This is a genomic window from Enterocloster lavalensis, from assembly GCF_046603895.1.
In the GTDB taxonomy this organism is placed as follows: Bacteria; Bacillota; Clostridia; order Lachnospirales; family Lachnospiraceae; genus Enterocloster; species Enterocloster lavalensis.
This window is the reverse complement of record NZ_CP176637.1, coordinates 634,830-654,272: the sequence shown is the minus strand read 5'-3', so window position 1 is coordinate 654,272 and position 19,443 is coordinate 634,830. Positions and strand designations below refer to the sequence as shown.

General features: G+C 57.6%; 16 protein-coding genes. All 16 read left to right on the top strand.

Features of this window, described 5'->3' with window-relative positions:
* Positions 1-44 precede the first annotated feature (44 nt).
* Complete coding sequence (locus tag ACK2JC_RS02825) at positions 45-1,283, top strand: MFS transporter (protein WP_107435175.1); 1,239 nt, start codon at positions 45-47, stop codon at positions 1,281-1,283.
* A gap of 27 nt (positions 1,284-1,310) precedes the next feature.
* Positions 1,311-1,838, top strand: coding sequence for a (2Fe-2S)-binding protein (locus ACK2JC_RS02820; RefSeq protein ID WP_007711027.1), 528 nt, complete (start codon positions 1,311-1,313; stop codon positions 1,836-1,838).
* Complete coding sequence (locus tag ACK2JC_RS02815) at positions 1,835-4,126, top strand: xanthine dehydrogenase family protein molybdopterin-binding subunit (RefSeq protein WP_092363161.1); 2,292 nt, start codon at positions 1,835-1,837, stop codon at positions 4,124-4,126. Before ACK2JC_RS02820 ends, ACK2JC_RS02815 begins: the two co-directional genes overlap by 4 nt.
* Complete coding sequence (locus ACK2JC_RS02810) at positions 4,127-6,493, top strand: FAD-dependent oxidoreductase (RefSeq protein WP_333683219.1); 2,367 nt, start codon at positions 4,127-4,129, stop codon at positions 6,491-6,493.
* Between the two features lie 166 nt (positions 6,494-6,659).
* Entirely contained in the window at positions 6,660-7,088 is a 429-nt protein-coding gene (locus ACK2JC_RS02805; RefSeq protein ID WP_118755298.1) for an iron-sulfur cluster assembly scaffold protein, read from the top strand.
* A gap of 120 nt (positions 7,089-7,208) precedes the next feature.
* Positions 7,209-8,291, top strand: coding sequence for an NTP transferase domain-containing protein (locus tag ACK2JC_RS02800; protein ID WP_320936408.1), 1,083 nt, complete (start codon positions 7,209-7,211; stop codon positions 8,289-8,291).
* Positions 8,292-8,600: 309 nt separating this feature from the next.
* Positions 8,601-9,317 (top strand): acyl-[acyl-carrier-protein] thioesterase, encoded by a 717-nt coding sequence (locus tag ACK2JC_RS02795; RefSeq protein WP_227170350.1) that lies wholly within the window; start codon positions 8,601-8,603, stop codon positions 9,315-9,317.
* 127 nt (positions 9,318-9,444) lie between these two features.
* Positions 9,445-10,278, top strand: coding sequence for a S1 RNA-binding domain-containing protein (locus ACK2JC_RS02790; protein WP_007711039.1), 834 nt, complete (start codon positions 9,445-9,447; stop codon positions 10,276-10,278).
* Positions 10,279-10,418: 140 nt separating this feature from the next.
* Positions 10,419-11,258: a YitT family protein gene (locus tag ACK2JC_RS02785; protein WP_118755296.1), complete on the top strand. Its 840-nt coding sequence runs from the start codon at positions 10,419-10,421 to the stop codon at positions 11,256-11,258.
* A gap of 256 nt (positions 11,259-11,514) precedes the next feature.
* Entirely contained in the window at positions 11,515-12,627 is a 1,113-nt protein-coding gene (locus ACK2JC_RS02780) for an ABC transporter ATP-binding protein (RefSeq protein ID WP_092363173.1), read from the top strand.
* Between the two features lie 142 nt (positions 12,628-12,769).
* The gene (locus tag ACK2JC_RS02775; RefSeq protein WP_007711042.1) at positions 12,770-13,858 is read left to right on the top strand and encodes a PucR family transcriptional regulator; all 1,089 of its coding nucleotides are present in this window, start codon (positions 12,770-12,772) and stop codon (positions 13,856-13,858) included.
* 139 nt (positions 13,859-13,997) lie between these two features.
* A complete protein-coding gene (ftsE, locus tag ACK2JC_RS02770) occupies positions 13,998-14,702 on the top strand; it encodes a cell division ATP-binding protein FtsE (RefSeq protein ID WP_368271211.1) in 705 nt (234 codons plus the stop codon).
* Positions 14,692-15,600, top strand: a complete 909-nt coding sequence (locus ACK2JC_RS02765) for a cell division protein FtsX (RefSeq protein ID WP_320936410.1) — start codon at positions 14,692-14,694, stop codon at positions 15,598-15,600. The genes ftsE and ACK2JC_RS02765 overlap by 11 nt, the downstream gene beginning before the upstream one ends.
* 20 nt (positions 15,601-15,620) lie before the next feature.
* Positions 15,621-16,829, top strand: a complete 1,209-nt coding sequence (locus ACK2JC_RS02760; RefSeq protein ID WP_092363179.1) for a murein hydrolase activator EnvC family protein — start codon at positions 15,621-15,623, stop codon at positions 16,827-16,829.
* Between the two features lie 86 nt (positions 16,830-16,915).
* Positions 16,916-18,277: a S41 family peptidase gene (locus ACK2JC_RS02755; protein ID WP_320936424.1), complete on the top strand. Its 1,362-nt coding sequence runs from the start codon at positions 16,916-16,918 to the stop codon at positions 18,275-18,277.
* 176 nt (positions 18,278-18,453) lie between these two features.
* Complete coding sequence (locus tag ACK2JC_RS02750) at positions 18,454-19,443, top strand: PAS domain S-box protein (RefSeq protein WP_368271212.1); 990 nt, start codon at positions 18,454-18,456, stop codon at positions 19,441-19,443.

The window sequence follows — 19,443 nt, the reverse complement described above, 5'->3', positions numbered from 1 at the left end:
ACCGAAAGTGTTAAAAAAATAACGAAAAGTTAAAGGAGTAGGTTATGGGAGCAGAACAAAAGAAGCGAAATCCCTATCTGTCCCTCGCGGCAGTCACGCTTGCGTTTACATTTACATTTTTGAGCCGGTACATCTGGAGTCCCCTGATGGCGGACGTGTCCAATGAATTCGGGATCAACGCCACACAGGCGGGCCTTTACATGTCGGCGTTTTTCGCCGGTTATCTGGTGACGCAGATTCCAGGTGGAATTATGGCGGACCGGTATCAGCCCAAGTACATTCTGATTACTTGTACGGTGCTGGGCGGCGTGATGACGGCGGCCATGTCGTTTATCACCAATTATGAGATGGGTCTGGTCATCCGCGTGATCACGGGAATCAGCAGCGGCTGCGTGATGGCCCAGTGCTCCAAAGTGGTGGCAACCACCTTTGAGCCGAAAAAGCGCGCCTCAGCCATGGGCGTGGTGCTGGCCTCGCCGCCCTTTGGCATCACCCTGGCCCAGTCCATCGGAGCGCCCTTAAACCAGGCAGTGGGCTGGAGAAATACGTTCCTGATCGTGGCAGCCATCGTGGTGATCATCGTGGCGCTGCTGGCCGTGTTCGTACAGCCCATCCCACGGAAAACAGCTGCGGTTCCCGCCGGAAATCCGGCTGTGGCGCAGGCGGCTGCCACCAAAGCGAAGGGACAGGCCGGGCTGCTGGAAGGGCTGGTTGGATTTTTCACCAACAAGCAGCAGCTTTTGCTGGGAGTCAGCGGATTTATGTTCATGTTCGTGACCGTGGGCTTCGCCACCTGGACCAACCGTTATGCCCAGAGCCTGGGCTTTACGCCGGTACAGGGAGGTATGATCATCACCTGCTACAGCATCGCGGGAATCATCGCCTCCTGCCTGTCCGGTTCCATCGCGGTGAAATGCCGTATGTCCCACCGGAATTTCCTGATCGCGAGCCTGGCGGCCATGGGCGTGATGACGGTGCTGTTCTCCATGCAGAGGGGGTATATGGGACTGATCGTTGTGGGCTGCGTTTACGGGGCCATTTCCTATCTGCCCTCCACCCATTACACCACCTCGGCCATGATGCTGGCCGGAGAGCGGTACACGGCCACGGCGGCTTCCACCCAGAATCTGCTGTTTCAGCTGGCCAGCCTGATCATGCCGATCATCGTGGGCCGGGCCATCGACCTCACCGGGAGCTACTCGTTTGTATGGTACATTTTCCTGGGCTGCTCCGTGATCGCGGCGGTGTTCTGCCTCTTTGTAAAGAACGACCGGCAGCCGTAGCTGCAAACTGAAAGGAGATAGATCAATATGAAAGAAATTACTCAGAAAATCATCGCGCTCACAGTCAACGGCAGAGCGTATGAGATACCGGTGGGGGACGGCAGGACCGACATGCCGGAGAGCGAGACCCTGGCCCACACCCTGCGGGACCGTCTGGAGCTGACCGGGCTTAAGATCGGCTGCGACCAGGGGGCCTGCGGCTGCTGTACCGTGATTATGGACGGCAGGGCCGTGACCTCCTGCATGACCCTGACCATGGACTGCGACGGGGCGGACATCACCACCATCGAGGGCCTGGCGGACCGGGCCACAGGGGAGCTGGACGGCCTACAGCAGGCATTTTTGGACAACTGCGGTTACCAGTGCGGCTTCTGTATCCCCGGCGTGATCATGACGGCCAAAGCGCTGCTCAATGAGAACCCGGAGCCCACGGAGGAGGAAGTGCGGGAGGCCCTGGCCGGCAATTACTGCCGCTGCGGCACCCATTACACGGCGGTGGAATCCATTATGGCCTATGTGGATCAGAACCGGAAGAAGAGGGAGGAGCAGGTATGAGCGAACTGAAATATGTTGGAAAAGAGACAAAACGCCTGTTGGGCCCGCAGATTGTGACGGGAAAGGCGATGTATACGGGAGATTTCAAGAAGCCTGGAATGCAGTACGGCAAGATTCTGAGAAGTCCCCATCCCTACGCCAGGCTGGTGGAGATCAACACGGAGAAGGCAAAAGCCTGTCCCGGCGTCTCCGCGGTGGTGACCTGGAAGGATGTGGACCGGAATATTTTCATCACCAACGGCTTCACCCCGCCAAAGCACCATCACCTGATGGACGAGTACGTGCGCTTTGTGGGGGACGCGGTGGCCCTGGTGGTGGCGGAGACGGAGGATATCGCCCTGGAAGCCATGAAGCTGATCGAGGTGAAATACCAGGTGTTAAAGCCCGTGTTCACCATCGAGGAAGCCCTGGCGGAGGATGCGCCCCAGCTTTATCCCGAGCTCCCCGGAAATATCGCGCCCCACAAAAACAATTTAAACTTTGAGGTGGGAGATCTGGAAAAGGGCTTTGCGGAGTCCGATGTGATCGTGGAGGTGGACTCCTCCATCGAGAACGGCCAGAACCCGCTGCCCGTGGAGCCGCCGGTGACCATCTGCTGGTATGAGAACGACACCTACAACTTTATCGCCTCGGCCGCGGCTCCCGCTTACTGCCACCAGAACGTGGCGTCGGCCCTGAACGTGCCCTACGAGCAGGTGCGTTTGACCGCTCCGGCCGTGGGAGGCAGCTTCGGCTCCAAGCTCTACAGCGGCAACGTGCAGCCCCTGGTATTTGCGGCTGTCATGGCGAAAGCGGCCCGCTGTCCCGTGATGTTCTGCTACACCAAGGAGGAGCATTTCGCAATCCATCAGAACCGCATGGTGACCAACGCCCACATCCGGTTCGGAATGAAGAAAGACGGACTGGCCAGCGCCGTGGAGATGCGCCAGTACGCGGACGCGGGCGTCTGCGCATCCACCCAGGAGTTCATGCTGGCGGTGGGTACCAACACTCTGCCGATCCTATGTAAGACCGACAATAAGAAGTTTGACGCCGAGGTGGTGGTCACCAACCACATGCCGTCGGGTTCCTTCCGGGGTTACGGATACATGGAGAGCACGGCCTTGGTCAGCCAGGCCATTATGGAAGCCTGCATCAAACTGGATGTGGATCCGGTGGACTATCTGGTGAAAAACGCCATGAAGAAGGGCGACCGCTACCACAACGCCATGGCCGAGCCCCATCCCTGGCAGAACAACAAGACCGCGGACTGGAGCGATCTGGTGGTGAAAACGGCGGAGGCCTTTGGCTGGAGCGGCCGGTTTAAAGGCTGGGGCGTGCCCACCTGGGTGTCCCCGGACGGAAAGAAGGCAAGAGGCGTGGGTGTGGGCGCAGCGGGCCACTCGGACACGGGCGGAAAGCCGAGCAACGCCAACGTGACCCTGACCGGTCTTGGCGCCGTGTATCTTTCCACCTGTATGGCGGAATTCGGCGCAGGAACCAGGGACGTGATGTTAAAGATCGTGGCTGAGGAGCTGGATATGCCCTTAGAGTGCATCCGGGTTTCCGACGCGGACACCGGCATGACGCCCCCGGACTTCGGCTCCACCGGCTCCCGATCCACCTACTGCGGCGGCATCGTGGCCAAGCGGGCCTGCGAGGATGTGAAGCGCAAGCTCTATCAGCTGGCCCACGAGAAATTCGGCGTTCCGGAGGACGATCTGGGCTTTAAGGGCGGCAAGGTTTACCGGCTGTCCAATCCCGGGGAAACCTACCTGCTGTTCCCCCACCTGATGGGCAAGGTGGACAGCGTGACCGGCTGCGGACGCTTTGAAGGCGTGCACAACAGCACAATTTTCCACCTGCAGTTTGTGGAGGTTGAGGTGGACCTGGAAATGGGAACCTTCCGCATCGTGGACCATTTCGGCGGCTCCGACGCGGGCGTGATCGTGAACCCGCTTCCCCTGAGAAACCAGCTCCAGTCCTTCTTCGCCGGCATCGACATCGCCTGCATGGAGGAAACGGTCTGGGATCCCAATGACTACCGCGTGTTAAATCCCAGCAACATCGATTACAAGACCAGAACCTTCAACGACGTGGTGAAGCACGATCACATTGTGCTGGAATCCATGAAGAACAGCGACAACGACTACCCCTTCGGCGCGGTGGGCGTGGGCGAACCGCTTTTGGCCCCCGGCGGCCCGGCGATCCGCATGGCCATCTACAACGCCTGCGGCATCAAGCTGAACTCGTATCCGTTTTCGCCTGCCAAGGTGATTCAGGCGCTGAAGGAAAAGGAGGGAAAATAGATGAAAAATTTTACATATAAGAACCCGTCGTCTGTGGAGGAGGCGGTTGGCTTCCTGATGGAGCCGGACACAGTTGCCATGGGCGGCGGCACGGATCTGCTGGGCGTTTTGAAGGACGGCCTGCTGCCGGAATACCCCAGGCAGGTGGTGAATTTAAAGGGCATCCCGGGTTTAAACCGCATTGAGGAGCGGGAGGACGGCCTGCACATCGGGGCCGCGGCCACCCTGCGGGACGTGGCGGATTCACCGGTTGTGGGAAGCCGCTGGCCCGCGCTGCAGACCGCGGCGAAAAGCGTGGCAACCCCCAACCTGCGCAACACGGCCACGGTAGCCGGAAATATCTGCCAGGATATCCGCTGCTGGTATTACCGCTATCCCGACATTCTGGGCGGTAAGATCAACTGCGCCAGAAAGAGCGGCCACCTGTGCTCGGCTATGATGGGCGAGAACCGGTACCACTCCATTTTCGGGGCGGCCAAGGTGTGCGAGACTCCCTGTACGGGGAAATGTCCGGCTCACACAGACATTTCCGCTTATATGGAAATGGTTCGGGCGGGAGAGTATGAGAAAGCGGCCCGGGTACTTTTGGAGGTCAATCCCATGCCCGCCATCACCAGCCGCGTCTGCGCCCACTTCTGCATGGAGGGCTGCAACCGCAACACCTACGACGAGAGCCTGAACGTGGGCAGCATCGAGCGTTTTCTTGGGGACTATATTCTGGAGCACGCGGATCAGTTCCTCACAAAACCGGAGCGGGAGAATGGAAAACACATCTCCATCGTGGGTTCCGGCCCCGCAGGACTGACCGCGGCCTGTTACCTGCGCCAGAGCGGCTACCGTGTGACCGTGTACGAGAAACAGAAGGAAGCGGGCGGCTGCCTGTCCTACGCTATTCCGGCCTACCGCCTGCCCAAGGAGATCGTGCGCAGGTTCGTGGGAGCACTGGAACATATGGGCGTCGCCTTCCGCTGCGGCTGTTCGGTGGGAACCGACATCCAGCTGGAAGAAATCTATCAGGACAGCGACGGCGTGATGCTGGACACCGGCACCTGGAAACGCCCCCTGATCGGTCTGGCGGGCGAGGAACTGACCCGGTTTGGCCTGGAATTCCTGGTGGACGTGAACAATTATATTCTGGAGAAGCCCGGCTCCGACGTGGTGGTTGTGGGCGGCGGAAACGTGGCAATGGACGTGGCCATCACGGCCAAGCGCCTGGGCGCGCCCAATGTGACCATGGTCTGCCTGGAGCAGCGGGACGGCATGCCGGCCAACGAGGAGGAGGTCACCCGCGCCCTGGAGGAGGGAGTGGTGATCCAAAACGGCTGGGGACCCAAGGAAGTGCTGCGCCGGGATGGAGCGGTCAGCGGCATCGTGTTCAAGAGTTGCCCCAGGGTGCTGGATGAGACCGGCCGTTTCAACCCGGTCTACGACGAGGACAAGCTGCTGACATTGGATGCGGACATCATTCTCATGGCCATCGGCCAGAAGGCGGACCTGGAGTTCTTAAACGGCGCTTACGAGGTGGAGACGGAGCGTGGCAGAATCAAGGCCCTGGAGGGCAACCGCACCAGCGTGGACGGAATCTTCGCCGGAGGCGATGTGACCACGGGCCCGGCTACGGTGATCAAGGCCATCGCGGCGGGCAAAGAGACCGCTGTAGCCATCAACCGCTACTGCGGCCTGGAACCGCTGGAGGTGGAGAAGGTGCAGGAAGCGCGTGAGGCCGCCAAACTGGCCTCCTTTGATCCGGGATGCCGCCACAGCCACAGTGCGGTAAAGTCCCCGCTGCTGCCGGTCGAAGAGCGCGGCATGGACAAGGAGGACATGGGATCCCTGCCAGAGGAGGCGGTCCGCGGTGAGGCCTGCCGCTGCTTTAACTGCGGCTGTCTGGCCGTGAACCCCAGCGACATGGCCAATATGCTCTACGCCTACGGCGCCAGGGTCAGGACCAGCCTGCGGGAGCTGGACGGAGCGGTATTTTTCGCCGGTTCCACCCGTGTGAAGGATATCTTAAAGCCAGGGGAGATTGTGTTGGAGATCGTGGTGCCAATACCTGAGCCGGGTACAGTGGCGGTTTACGACAAATACCGCATCCGCAAGTCCATCGACTTCGCGGTGCTGGCCGTGGCCGGAACCTACCGCCTGGAGGACGGTCTGGTGAAGGAGATCAGCCTGGTGCTGGGCGCCGTGGCCCCCATTCCCATGAAGATGACCGAGGCAGAGAACTACCTGCGCGGCAAGGCGCTGAATGAGGAGACTGCCCGCGAGGCGGCCGAGATCGCCCTGCGGCACGCCATTCCGCTGGAAATGAACGGTTATAAGATCGAGATGGCTAAGGTGATGGTGCGGCGGTTTCTGGGATTTTGAGGAAGAGCGGGACGGCTGAACCGGGAGCCGGGAGACTGGGGCGGTTCACACGGTCTCGGCTGTCCGGCGTGCCTGATTACAGCCTGCCGGCCAATCCGTGCACAGCCGTCCCGCATGTTTGGTTATAGTTTGCCGGCCAATCCGACTGTAGAATAGGGAGATTACAATGGATCGCGAGAAAATCATTTTATACAGTGAAAAGACGGAAAACCTGGGGGAGCCGGAAACATTTCTGGGCAGAGGCGAGGCAAGGGAGCCGGGCTGCGGGGATGTGCTGGCCATGTTCGTGGACACCAGGCGTGAGATCATCACGGAGTGCCGTTTTACGATCACCGAGTCCGCCTGTCCGCCCTTAAAGGCCTGCGCGGCCCGGGCCGCAGAGCTGGCGCTTGGAAAGCCGGTGATGGAGGCGTATCTGATCAGCGCCGCCGCCCTTTCGGAGTTTTTCGGGGGCCTGGAGCAGGAGAGCATCCACTGCGCGCAGATGGCGGAGATCGCTCTCAAACGGACGCTAAAGGACTATGCGGTCCGCAGGGCGGACCGGATGGCGCAGATGAGCGGCGGGGTGACGGAAGAGGCGGCTGCCCGGAGGTGAAGCCCGGGGGCGTTCCCGGAGGCCGCCCGGCGGCAGAGGGCAGAGTGTTCCCAAAGGCCGCCCGGCGGCAAAGGCGGGCGCGCTTGACGCCCCCCAACCCATGAAATGGAGGAGTGTGGAATGAAGCGGACAGGAGCGGTGATTGCAGCGGCGGGACTTTCCTCCCGCATGGGGGCCTTCAAGCCCCTGCTTCCCTTTGGGGAGTTCAGCGTTGCCGGGCATCTGGTTGCCATGTTGAAAGCGGAACATGCGGACCCGATTGCCGTGGTGACCGGATTCCGGGGGGAGGAGCTGGAGCGGGAGCTGGCGGACAGCGGGGTTTTACTGATCCGCAATGAACATTACGAGACCTCGGAGATGATGGATTCGCTGCGTCTGGGTTTCGGGGCCATCGCAGAGCTCTGCGACCAGATTCTGGTTATGCCGGTGGACGTGCCCGCGGTGACCGGGGCCACGGTGCGCCGGGTGATGGAGTGCGACAGTCCCATCGTCCGCACCAAAAGCATGGACCGCTATGGCCATCCGGTGAAGCTGGATCGGGAGATGGTGAAGCTGGCCATGGCCTACCAGGGGGACGACGGGCTCCGGGGCTTTTTAAAGGGCCAAAAGGAGCTGGTAAGGGACGTGGTGGTCTACGACGAGGGGAGTTTTACGGACGCGGACACGCGGGAGGAGTACCGCCGTCTTCTGGCGTTAAACGGCAGCCGGGGGAAGGGATATCCGGACGGAGAGGCCTTAAAATGGCTGCTGCAGACCAGCGGGATGCCGGAGACGGTGCGGCGTCACAGCGAGGCGGTCAGCCGGAAGGCTCTGGACATGGCCGTCCGGCTCAGCCGCTCCGGAATCTGCCTGAACCTGGAGCTGGTCCGGTCTGCGGCCCTGCTCCACGACATCGGCAAGGGCCAGCCCGATCACGCCCGGCGGGGCGCTGAAATTCTCAGCAGAAGCGGTTATCCCCTGGCGGCCGAGATCGTGCGCCAGCACCACGATTTGGATTGTATACCACCTAAGGCGGATGAAACGCTAGTGGTATACCTGGCTGACAAGCTGGTGCAGGGCGAGCGGGAGGTCTCCCTGGAGGAACGCTTTGAGCGGAGCCGGATCAAATGCGCGGGCAGCCGTGAGGCCATGGAGCATTTTGAGCGCCGCCGCCTTCAGGTGCGCCGGGCGCTTCAGGTGTGGGAGAACAGTATCGCCATTTGAGCGGCGGAATAACAAATTCGTGAGAGCGCCCGCTGTGGGGAAAACGGAGGTCCGTTTGGGCTTGCCGTCCACAGCGGGTGCTCTTATTCTGCTTCGGCTGCCTGCAGCATCAACTCTCTTTTTGAGGCCGCGCCCCGCCCAGGTATGTCCGGGCCTGCCATATCCCGGCGTTCTGTCCGAAAATCAGCCAAAGACAAGGCTTCCGGCTGAAAACGTGCTTGTATTCTCCCCGTCCTTTGTGCTACAATAGGTCCAGGAATCCGGGAGTTTTTGTACAGGCGCCCGGACCGGCGAAGAGAGAGGTTGACTATGTATACGTTTGACAGCAGGGTGCGCTACAGCGAGACCGACGAAGAGGGCAGGCTGACGGTGACCGGGATCATTAACTATATGCAGGACTGCAGCACGTTCCACTCCGAAGATGTGGGCGTCGGCGTGGGGTATCTGGGCGAACATCGCAGAATCTGGCTGTTGTCCTCCTGGCAGATTGTCATTGACCGCTATCCGCGGCTGGGGGAACGGCTGACCGTGGGAACCTGGCATAACGATTTTAAGGGCATTTACGGCTACCGGAATTTTGTGCTGCGGGATTTGGGCGGCAACGACTGCGTACGGGCGGCTTCGGTGTGGTTTTTATACGATCTGGAGAAAGAACAGCCCATCCGCGTGACCAGTGCGGACACAGATCCCTACGGGGAGCCGGAGCCCAGGCTGGATCTGGGCAAGGCGCCACGCAAGATTCCGGTGCCGGAACACCTGGAAGCGGTGGAGCCGGTGGTGGTCGCCCGCCATCATCTGGACACCAATCACCACGTGAACAACGCCCAGTATGTGGAAATCGCCAGGGAAGCTGTCCCGGATGGGATTACAATCCGGGAAATCCGGGCAGACTATAAGAAAGCGGCGCTGCTCGGCGACGTGATCGTGCCCCGTGTGGCCTGCGGGGAGGACAAGTGTTACACGGTTGTGCTGGGGAGCGAAACGGGGGAGATCTACGCGGTTGTCTGGCTGAGAGCAGAGGCGTAGCGTTTACAGGTATTTTTTATAGAAGGGACGGAACCGAAGCAGCCGTCCGGCCATACAGATGAGAAGCAGCAGGTTGGAGTAAGGCGCCGTCCGCAGGCGGCAGACCTGGGAAAGAGGAGCAACGGGAATGATTGAGTTAGGTAAGGTACAGGAACTGGAAATACTGCGCACGAAAGAGTTTGGCGTTTATGTGGGCGAGAAGGCGGGGGACGAGGCCTCCGTGCTTTTGCCAAAAAAGCAGGTTCCCCAGGGAGCCAAGGTTGGGGATAAGGTGGAAGTGTTCATTTATAAGGATTCTTCCGACCGTTTGATCGCCACCACGGGAAAGCCAAAGCTGCAGGTGGGGGAGACCGCCCTGCTGGAGGTCAAGGACGTGGCTAAAATCGGCGCGTTTTTGGACATGGGGCTGGAGAAGGACCTTCTGCTGCCCTTTAAGGAACAGACGCACCCGGTCCGAAAGGGGGAGAAGTGTCTGGTGACCCTTTATGTGGACAAGAGCCACCGCCTGGCGGCCACCATGCGGGTCTATTCCCACATGAGCAATCAGTCTCCCTACAAGGCGGACGACTGGGTGACGGGTACAGTCTATGAAATCAGCGAGAAGCTGGGCGCCTTTGTGGCGGTGGACAACAAGTATTACGGGCTGATCCCCAAACAGGAACTGTTTGGGAGCTTCCGCGAGGGCGAGGAGATTCAGGCCAGAGTGATGAAAGTGCGTGAGGACGGCAAGCTGGATCTGTGCGCCCGCGACAAGGCTTATATTCAGATGTCGTCGGACGCGGACAAGGTCTTAAAGGTCATTGACGAATTCGACGGAGTGCTTCCCTTTAACGATAAGGCGAAGCCGGAGGTGATCATGCGGGAGTTTAACATGAGCAAAAACGCCTTTAAGCGGGCGGTGGGACGCCTGCTAAAGGAGGGAAAGGTGAAAATCACCGAAAAGACCATCGAGCGAATTTAACAGTGCGGGACTGAGCAGCTTTCCGGGATTCCGGGGCTGCTTTTTTAGAACGTAATGGGCCGCCGGCGCTGCCTGCGGGCCGTTGCCGGGCATTTGGTATGCCGCAGGGGCAGGGATACGGATTTTGAAAGGAGAAGGTTATGAGAAATAAGAGTGTAGCGGTGGATTACGGTATGATTGTGATCGGAACGGTTCTGATGTCCATGGGCATCAAGAACATTTTCGATCCGGCCAACATGGTAACGGGCGGCGTGACCGGCGCGGCCATTATCTTTAAACAGATCTGGAACGTGCCCCTGTGGCTGAGCAATACGCTGCTCAACATCCCGCTGTTCATCGCCGCGTTTAAGATTATGGGATGGACCTTTATCAAACGGACATTGTTCGCTACCGTCATGCTCTCCGTGGCATTGTACGTGATTCCGGACGGCTCCTTTATGCAGGACGACCTGTTCCTCTCCGCCCTGTTCGGCGGAATCATCGGCGGCGTTGGAATCGGCCTGGTGTTTCTGGCCCGGGCGACCACCGGCGGCACGGATATGCTGGCGGCCCTGATCCAGAAGCGCATGAAGCACTATACCATTGCCCAGATTATGCAGGTTCTGGACGGACTGATCGTGCTGGTGGGCGCCTCCGTGTTCGGCATCCGGGCGGCCCTTTACGCGCTGATCGCCATTTTCACCGTGTCGAAAATTTCCGACGGCCTGATCGAGGGCCTGAAGTTTTCCAAACAGGCTTATATCATTTCCGATCATCATCAGGAGATCGCGGACGCAATTTTAAAGGAAATGAGCCGGGGCGTCACCGGCATGACGGCTCGGGGCATGTACTCCAATTCGGAGAAAAATATGTTGTTTTGTGTGGTATCCAAGAAGGAAATTGTACAACTCCGGGAGCTGGTTTCCCGCTTTGATCCCCGGGCGTTCGTCATAGTCAGTGACGTTCGTGAAGTTTTCGGTGAAGGTTTTATTGAATATTGACAGACTTTATCATATTTAACAAACTTCTAACAACCCATTCTGCGGAAATTTGTGATTTCGAGCACTTTTTTTTCCTGGTATACAATTTAGCTAAATCCTAAATTTGGATTTTGTAAATTGTCAATATGGTAAATGAAAATGGTTTCATGTATGATAGGGATAGTTACAGAAGCGGTTTCACTTCGGGAATTTTGAGTGATCCGGCGGTTACTATTACATTAATTATGAAGTGCATTTTTTAGGAGGAAAGAACAGAATGGCTAGTTTATTACTGAAAAACGTAACCAAGAAATATCCCAACGGATTTGTAGCTGTCAAGGATTTTAACCTGGAAATTCAAGATAAGGAATTTATCATTTTCGTAGGCCCGTCCGGCTGCGGCAAGTCTACCACCCTTCGTATGATCGCAGGTCTGGAGGACATTTCTTCCGGTGAACTCTACATTGACGATAAGCTGGTAAACGATGTGGAGCCCAAGGACCGCGACATCGCAATGGTATTCCAGAACTACGCTCTGTATCCTCATATGTCCGTGTACGACAACATGGCTTTCGGCCTGAAGCTGAGAAAGACACCCAAGGACGAGATCGACAAGAAAGTGCATGACGCCGCCAAGATCCTGGATCTGGATCATCTGCTGGACCGCAAACCCAAGGCTCTGTCCGGCGGTCAGAGACAGCGTGTGGCTATGGGACGTGCCATCGTGCGTAATCCCAAGGTGTTCCTGATGGATGAGCCGCTGTCCAACCTGGATGCCAAGCTGAGAGGCCAGATGCGTGTGGAGATTTCCAAGCTGCACCAGAGACTGGAAACCACCATCATCTACGTTACCCATGACCAGACCGAGGCTATGACCCTTGGTACCAGAATCGTTGTCATGAAGGACGGCGTGATCCAGCAGGTAGACAACCCCCGCAATCTGTACGACAAGCCCTGCAATAAGTTCGTTGCCGGATTTATCGGCGCTCCGCAGATGAACATGATCGACGCCACCGTTGCCAAGGACGGCGCGGAAGTGACCCTGACCTTTGCGGGACACACCATCGCACTTCCTGAGGCGAAGGCTAAGAAGTTAGAGGAAGCCGGCTATGTCGGCAAGACCGTTACCCTGGGAATCCGCCCCGAGGATCTGCATGACGAGGAGTCCTTTCTGTCCATGTCTCCCAAGAGCGTGATCGAGTCCACCGTTCGTGTGTACGAGATGCTGGGTTCCGAGGTTCTGCTGTACTTCGATGTGGACGACACCAGCTTTACCGCCAAGGTGAATCCGCGCACCACCGCAAGACCCGGCGACGCCGTGAAACTGGCCCTGGATCTGGAAAAGATTCACATTTTCGATAAGGACACAGAGCTTGTGGTTCTGAACTAACAAATAGAACGTCAAATCCATTGACTTGTAAAAAAAAGCAAGGTAGTGTATAACTCCCTTGCTTTTTTTGTAATTTTGCATTAAAATAGGAAAATAGGATATTAGATTACTCCGACTATATTTGGAAAAAGGAGAGTAGAAGATGATTTCAAATCAGATACTGCAGACTACATTAGATGGATTAAAGGGCATTACCAGAATTGATTTATGCATTTGCGATACAGAAGGTAAAGTGTTGGCATCCACATTCACGGACGCGGAAGATTCCGAGAGTTCCATTCTGGCCTTTGTGGATTCCCCGGCCGACAGCCAGGTGATCCAGGGATTTCAGTTCTTCAAGGTGTTTGACGAGCACCAGTTAGAGTACATCATGTTGGCCAAGGGCGCCAGCGACGATGTCTACATGGTGGGCAAGCTGGCCGCGTTCCAGGTACAGAACCTGTTGGTGGCCTACAAGGAGCGTTTTGACAAGGACAACTTCATCAAGAACCTGCTGTTGGACAACCTGCTGCTGGTGGATATCTACAACCGCGCCAAGAAGCTGCACATCGACACCGATGTGAAGCGGGTGGTATACATTATCGAGACCCACAACGAGAAGGACGTGAACGCGTTAGAGACCGTGCGCAGCCTGTTTGCAACCAAGACCAAGGACTTCATCACCGCTGTGGATGAGAAGAACATCATCCTGGTGAAGGAAGTGAAGCAGGGCGAGAGCTACAGCGAGCTGGACAAGACAGCCAACACCATTCTCGACATGCTGAACACCGAGGCCATGACCAAGGTCCGCGTGGCTTACGGCACCATTATCAATGATATTAAGGAAGTTTCCCGTTCTTATAAGGAAGCGAAGATGGCTCTGGACGTGGGCAAGATCTTCTACAGCAACAAGAACGTGATCGCCTACAACAACCTGGGAATCGGCCGCCTGATCTATCAGCTGCCCATCCCGCTGTGCAAGATGTTCATCCGTGAGGTGTTCGACGGCAAGTCCCCCGACGAGTTCGACGAGGAGACCCTGACCACCATCAACAAGTTCTTTGAGAACAGCCTGAACGTGTCCGAGACCTCCAGACAGCTCTACATCCACAGAAACACCCTGGTATACCGCCTGGATAAGCTGGAGAAGAGCACCGGCCTGGACCTGCGGGTGTTCGAGGACGCCATCACCTTCAAGATCGCGCTGATGGTAGCCAAGTACATGCGCTACATGGAGAGTTTAGATTATTGAATGTAATGGGCCGTGCGCAAAGCGAACGGGCGATTGCGGAATGTAATGGGCCGTGCGCAAAGCGAACGGGCGATTGCGGAATGTAATGGGCCGCGGCCATGGCATGCGGCCCGCATGATATTAGATTTCGGAGCAGCGAATGATAGAGATCGATCGAGTAAACAAGACCTATGAGACGGGCAACAAGGCGCTGAAAAATGTCAGCCTCACCATCGAGGACGGTGAGTTTGTCTTTATCGTGGGGAGAAGTGGTTCCGGCAAGAGCACGCTGATGAAGCTGCTGCTCAAAGAGCTGGAGCCTACAAAGGGACGCATCAAGGTGAACGACATGGACTTAGGCCGCATGCCGCGCCGGTACGTCCCCAAATATCGCAGAGGATTGGGCGTGGTCTTTCAGGATTTCAGACTCCTGAAAGACCGCACTGTATTTGAGAACGTTGCGTTTGCACAGCGGGTGATCGGCGTTCCGGGGCGGGTGATCAAGGAGTCCGTGCCGGAGATGCTGCGCATGGTGGGACTGTCGGCTAAGTATAAAGCTTATCCCAGACAGCTCTCCGGTGGTGAGCAGCAGCGCGTGGCGATTGCCAGAGCGCTGATCAACGATCCGGACGTGCTGCTGGCCGATGAGCCCACGGGTAATCTGGACAGCTTCAATGCCCACGAGATCATGAGACTTCTGGACGAGATCAACCAGCGTGGAACCACGGTGGTTGTGATCACCCACAGCCATGAGCTGGTGGAGGAGATGGGGAAACGGGTTATCACCATGGACCGCGGGATCATCACCGACGACACGGGCAGCTACATCACACCGGAAAGGCAGCGCTTCTATTATGAGAATTAGCACATTTTGGTATTGCCTGAAACAGGGCATCATTAATATATGCAGAAATATCCTGTTCTCCCTGGCTTCCATGGCGACGATTTCTGCGTGTATTTTTTTATTCTGCCTTTTTTTCGCCATTGTGGCCAATGTGCAGAATGTGACCCAGGTGGCCCAGTCCACGGTGGGAATTACCGTCTTTTTCGCGGACGATCTGCCGGAGGAACGGATTCTTTCCATTGGGGATGAGATACGCTCCTGGGGCGAGGTACGGGAAATGGAGTATGTCTCCGCCGAAGAGGCCTGGGAATCCTTTAAATCCGAGTATTTTAAGGGTGTGGAGGATCTGGCGGAGGGGTTTGCCGACGACAATCCCCTGGCGGGTTCGGCTTCGTTTACCATTTTCTTAAACGATATCGGGGACCAGGATCAGGTGGTGTCCCGGCTGCAGCTGATCGACGGCGTGCGCAAAGTGAATTACTCCAACAGCGCGGTGGCCGGACTGTCCAGCACGGCCAAGATCGTGGGCCTGCTGTCCGCGGTGATCATCGGCGTGCTGCTGGCGGTGGCTGTATTCCTGATCAGTAACACCATCTCTGTGGCCGCGGCGTTCCGCAGGCAGGAAAATGAAATTATGCGCCTGATCGGCGCCACCAACTATATGATCCGGGCCCCCTTTGTGGTGGAAGGCGTGCTGCTGGGGCTGTTCGGAGCTATGATTCCCTTGGGCGGAATGTATGTTTTGTACCAGAAGGCCGTGCTCTTTATCAATGAGCGCTACCAGGTGATTACGGGGATTTTCGCACCCCTTCCGCTGCAGGAGATATTTCCCTATATGACCGGGGTCGCCATGTCCCTGGGCGTGGGGATCGGCTTTTTGGTGAGCTTCTTTACCATATACAAGCATCTGAAGGTTTGACGAAAAAGGGGCGAAAGAAGATGAACCGATGGAAACAAATGCGGCTTCTGGCTGCGGCGGGAGTGCTTGCGGCGGGCCTTCTGGCCGGTCCAACTGCTTACGCCACCAGCCAGGGCTTAAAGGATGCCAAGGACCAGGTGACGACCCTGGAACAGGAAAAAAAGAAAACAGAGGAGGCGCTTAAGCAGCTGGAGGGCCTGAAGGCGGACACGGAAAAGTACGTTCGCCAGCTGGACGGCAACCTAAACCAGCTGGCGGGCGAGCTTACCAGGCTTGAGGAGCAGATCGCTCAGAAGGAAGGGGAGATCGCCCAGGCCCAGGACGAGCTGGCGGCGGCCAGGGAGACGGAAGCGAATCAGTACGACTCCATGAAGCTCAGGATCAAATACATGTACGAGCGCGGGGATACCAGCTATCTGGACCTGATTTTGCAGTCCAAGAGCATTTCCCAGATGTTAAACCGGGCGGAGTATGTGAGCAAGATCACGGAGTACGACCGGGATATGCTGGAGAAATACCGGGAGACCAAGGAGGCCGTGGCGGAGCGGGAGGCTGCTCTGGAACAGGAACATGTGGAACTTGTAGCGCTTCAGGACTCCACAAAAGCCAAGCAGGCTTCGGTCAAGCAGCTTTTGGCCGACAAGGAGGCGGAGCTCACCGCTTACAATTCTAAAATTTCCTCCACCCAGGACCAGATCGCCGGTTACGAGGCGGACATCAAGGCCCAGGAGGACAAGATGCGCCAGATCGAGGCTGAGATGAAGCGCAGGGAGGAAGAGGCGAAGAAGAAAGCCCAGCAGGCCGGTCAAACGTATACGGTTAAGGATTTGGGGAATATTAGTTTTAAGTGGCCCTGCCCTTCCAGCAGCCGGATCACCTCGAACTTCGGGGACCGGGAGTCGCCCACGGAAGGGGCGTCCAGCAATCACAAGGGAATGGATATCGGCGCCAGCACCGGAGCTGACATTATCGCGGCCGCGGATGGCGAGGTGGTGATCGCTACATACAGCTATTCGGCCGGGAATTATATCATGATCGATCACGGCGGCGGGGTCAGCACGGTGTATATGCACTGTTCCCAGCTGTTGGTGAGCAAGGGGGCAAAGGTGAAGCAGGGCCAGGTGATCGCAAAGGTGGGATCGACGGGGTATTCCACGGGCCCGCATCTGCATTTCGGAATCCGGTCCGGGGGGACTTATGTGAATCCGAGAAATTATGTGAGTCCCTGACGGATCAAAGCAGGCTGCGGGAAGATGAAGTGTAGCGGACAGATAGGAGACAGAAAGTGGATAATCAGAACAATTTCAACGAGAATATGAACCAGGAGAATCCGATGCCGCCCAGGCGTCCGGAGGGAAACAGCCGTTTCTGGCACGGCGTCTTAGCGGGCGCTCTTGTGACGGTATTCGCCGGTCTGATCGTGGTGGGCATGTCTTTGGGGATTTACCTGTTCAGCAGGAGTATGGGGCGGGGCGGAAGCCGCCCGGAGGCCTCCCAGACGGGGCCCGGAATCACCGACGGCAAGGAGACGTCTGGGAACGAGCTGGATTATGAGCAGATCAACACGAAAATGTCCCTGATTCAGAATATCATCGACCGGTATTTCCTCTACGACGAGGATATGGAGAATGTGGAAGATTACATTTACAAGGGGATGCTTGCGGGTCTGGACGATCCCTACTCCGAGTATTACACGGCGGAGGATTACAAGGAGATGCAGGAGAGCACCGAGGGCGTTTACTCCGGCATCGGCGCTATGTTGAGCCAGAACCGGAATACCGGCCTGTGCACCATTGTGCGCGTGTTTGAGAACTCGCCTGCCTTTGAGGCGGGAATGAAGCCCGGCGATATCCTCTACAAGGTGGAGGACAAGGTGGTGGCCAACGAGAGCCTGACCATTCTGGTAAACAACTACATCAAGGGCCAGGAGGGCAGCCAGGTCCACATTACCGTGTACCGCCAGGAGAAGGACGAGTATGTGGAGATGACGCTGACCAGACGGAGCATCGAGGTGCCTACGGTGGAGCATCAGATGCTGGCGGATCAGATCGGCTATATTATGATCACGCAGTTTGACCTGGTCACCACCCAGCAGTTCAAGGATGCGCTGGACGATCTGGAGTCCCAGGGGATGAAAGGGCTGGTGCTGGATCTGCGCAGCAATCCCGGCGGCGTGTTAAACGGCGCTGTGGACATCGCGGACTATCTTCTGCCCGACAATTTGACCCGCTACGACAAGGGCGAGGGGAAAACCATGATCGTTTACACGGCGGACAAGAACGGAAAGGGCGATCACTATACCGCTTCCGACGGCCACCAGGTGGACCTGCCCATCGCGGTGCTGATCAACGGCGAGTCGGCCAGCGCTTCCGAGGTGCTGACCGGTGCGCTCAAGGATTACAACTGGGTGACTGTAGTTGGAACCACCTCCTACGGCAAGGGAATCGTGCAGAGCCTGATGCCCCTGGGCGACGGTTCCGCCATCAAGATCACGGTGAGCCACTACTATACCCCCAGCGGCTTTGACCTCCACGGAAAGGGCATTGAGCCGGACGTGGTGGTGGAGCTGGACGAGGAGTTAAAGACCCAGGCGGTGGTGAAGCCCGAGGAGGACAACCAGGTGCAGCGCGCGGTGGAAGTGGTGAAGGACGAGATCGGAGCGGGGAATCTGGGTTGAGTTTCGGGCCAGCGGCCCATTGCAAGGAATGATTTAGGAGGCGCAGATGACGGCGGAAGGCCGGGGGCTGCGCCTCCTGTTTTGATGCGTTTTGGAAGGTGTTTCTGTGTGAGGAATGTGTGGGGAATGCGCGGGGAATTCTAAATAGATTGTAGGATTTTGGAATCTATGATAAAATGAGAGTCATATATGGAGAGAAGGAAACCGATTGGGACAGCGGCAGCGCCGGAGGGGCCGGAAGCTGGGCTGTGTTGGGGAAGGCGCCGGGGAGAGCGCCGCCCGGGTGGAGGAACGAGCAGATGGATATGCAGAGAACGGCCAGGGAAACGCTGAAAGCATTTTGTCGCGCCTGGTATGAACAGCGGAATGTGGAGCTGGCGGCGGCCCTGTCGGTGAGGGATGTGGAGATTGTGAATCCCGGCGGCTTTGGTTTGGTCCACGGCGTGGGGGGGATGACCCGGCGCATTGGGGAGGCGGTTCAGAATATTCAGGAGCCGTTTGTCTGCATTTTTTCCGAATTTTGTGAGCAGACTCTGGCGGAAGGCGTGTGCAGTCTGACCGTGGAGCTGACGCTGTACAACTCCCGGGCGGTTATCCACCGGAGCGTGTTTGCCGTGCTGGCGCTGGACGGCGGGGAATGGCGGGTTAAAAGCCTGATCGTGGCCCGAAGCGGAAAAGACGGGGGACAGAAGGAACGCGAAGCCGGGCTGAGCTGGCTGGAACGGGAGCTGGCGGAAGCCAATGAGGAGCTGCAGGACATCATCAATGCGATTCCGGGCGGCGTTGCCATTTACAAGGTCTCCGACCGATTTGAGACCGTGTACTTTTCGGATGGTGTGCCGGAACTGTCCGGCTATACGCCGGAGGAGTACCGGGAGCTGGCCAAGGGCGATGCGGCGAATATGACCTACTGGGAGGACACGGCCGAGGTGGTTACCCGGGCGCTGGAAGTGATCCGCACAAAGGGGCTGGACACTATGGAATTCCGCAAACAGCACCGGGACGGTCATATCGTCTGGGTCCGCGCGCAGGTCAAGTGGATCGGGGAGGAGGACGGCTTCCCGCTGCTCCACTGCGTATTCCACAATATCACGGATCTGAAGGAGGCCAGGCAGGAGATGGAGCACCTGGTCAATTCCATTCCGGGGGGCATCGCCAGCTATTAG

Coding starts and splice junctions, on each gene's coding strand:
- ACK2JC_RS02820 (WP_007711027.1), top strand. CDS start 1,311: ATGAAAGAAATTACTCAGAAAATCATCGCGCTCACAGTCAACGGCAGA.
- ftsE (WP_368271211.1), top strand. CDS start 13,998: ATGATAGAGATCGATCGAGTAAACAAGACCTATGAGACGGGCAACAAG.
- ACK2JC_RS02795 (WP_227170350.1), top strand. CDS start 8,601: ATGTATACGTTTGACAGCAGGGTGCGCTACAGCGAGACCGACGAAGAG.
- ACK2JC_RS02800 (WP_320936408.1), top strand. CDS start 7,209: ATGAAGCGGACAGGAGCGGTGATTGCAGCGGCGGGACTTTCCTCCCGC.
- ACK2JC_RS02825 (WP_107435175.1), top strand. CDS start 45: ATGGGAGCAGAACAAAAGAAGCGAAATCCCTATCTGTCCCTCGCGGCA.
- ACK2JC_RS02775 (WP_007711042.1), top strand. CDS start 12,770: ATGATTTCAAATCAGATACTGCAGACTACATTAGATGGATTAAAGGGC.
- ACK2JC_RS02790 (WP_007711039.1), top strand. CDS start 9,445: ATGATTGAGTTAGGTAAGGTACAGGAACTGGAAATACTGCGCACGAAA.
- ACK2JC_RS02765 (WP_320936410.1), top strand. CDS start 14,692: ATGAGAATTAGCACATTTTGGTATTGCCTGAAACAGGGCATCATTAAT.
- ACK2JC_RS02785 (WP_118755296.1), top strand. CDS start 10,419: ATGAGAAATAAGAGTGTAGCGGTGGATTACGGTATGATTGTGATCGGA.
- ACK2JC_RS02760 (WP_092363179.1), top strand. CDS start 15,621: ATGAACCGATGGAAACAAATGCGGCTTCTGGCTGCGGCGGGAGTGCTT.
- ACK2JC_RS02780 (WP_092363173.1), top strand. CDS start 11,515: ATGGCTAGTTTATTACTGAAAAACGTAACCAAGAAATATCCCAACGGA.
- ACK2JC_RS02750 (WP_368271212.1), top strand. CDS start 18,454: ATGAGAGTCATATATGGAGAGAAGGAAACCGATTGGGACAGCGGCAGC.
- ACK2JC_RS02815 (WP_092363161.1), top strand. CDS start 1,835: ATGAGCGAACTGAAATATGTTGGAAAAGAGACAAAACGCCTGTTGGGC.
- ACK2JC_RS02805 (WP_118755298.1), top strand. CDS start 6,660: ATGGATCGCGAGAAAATCATTTTATACAGTGAAAAGACGGAAAACCTG.
- ACK2JC_RS02755 (WP_320936424.1), top strand. CDS start 16,916: ATGAACCAGGAGAATCCGATGCCGCCCAGGCGTCCGGAGGGAAACAGC.
- ACK2JC_RS02810 (WP_333683219.1), top strand. CDS start 4,127: ATGAAAAATTTTACATATAAGAACCCGTCGTCTGTGGAGGAGGCGGTT.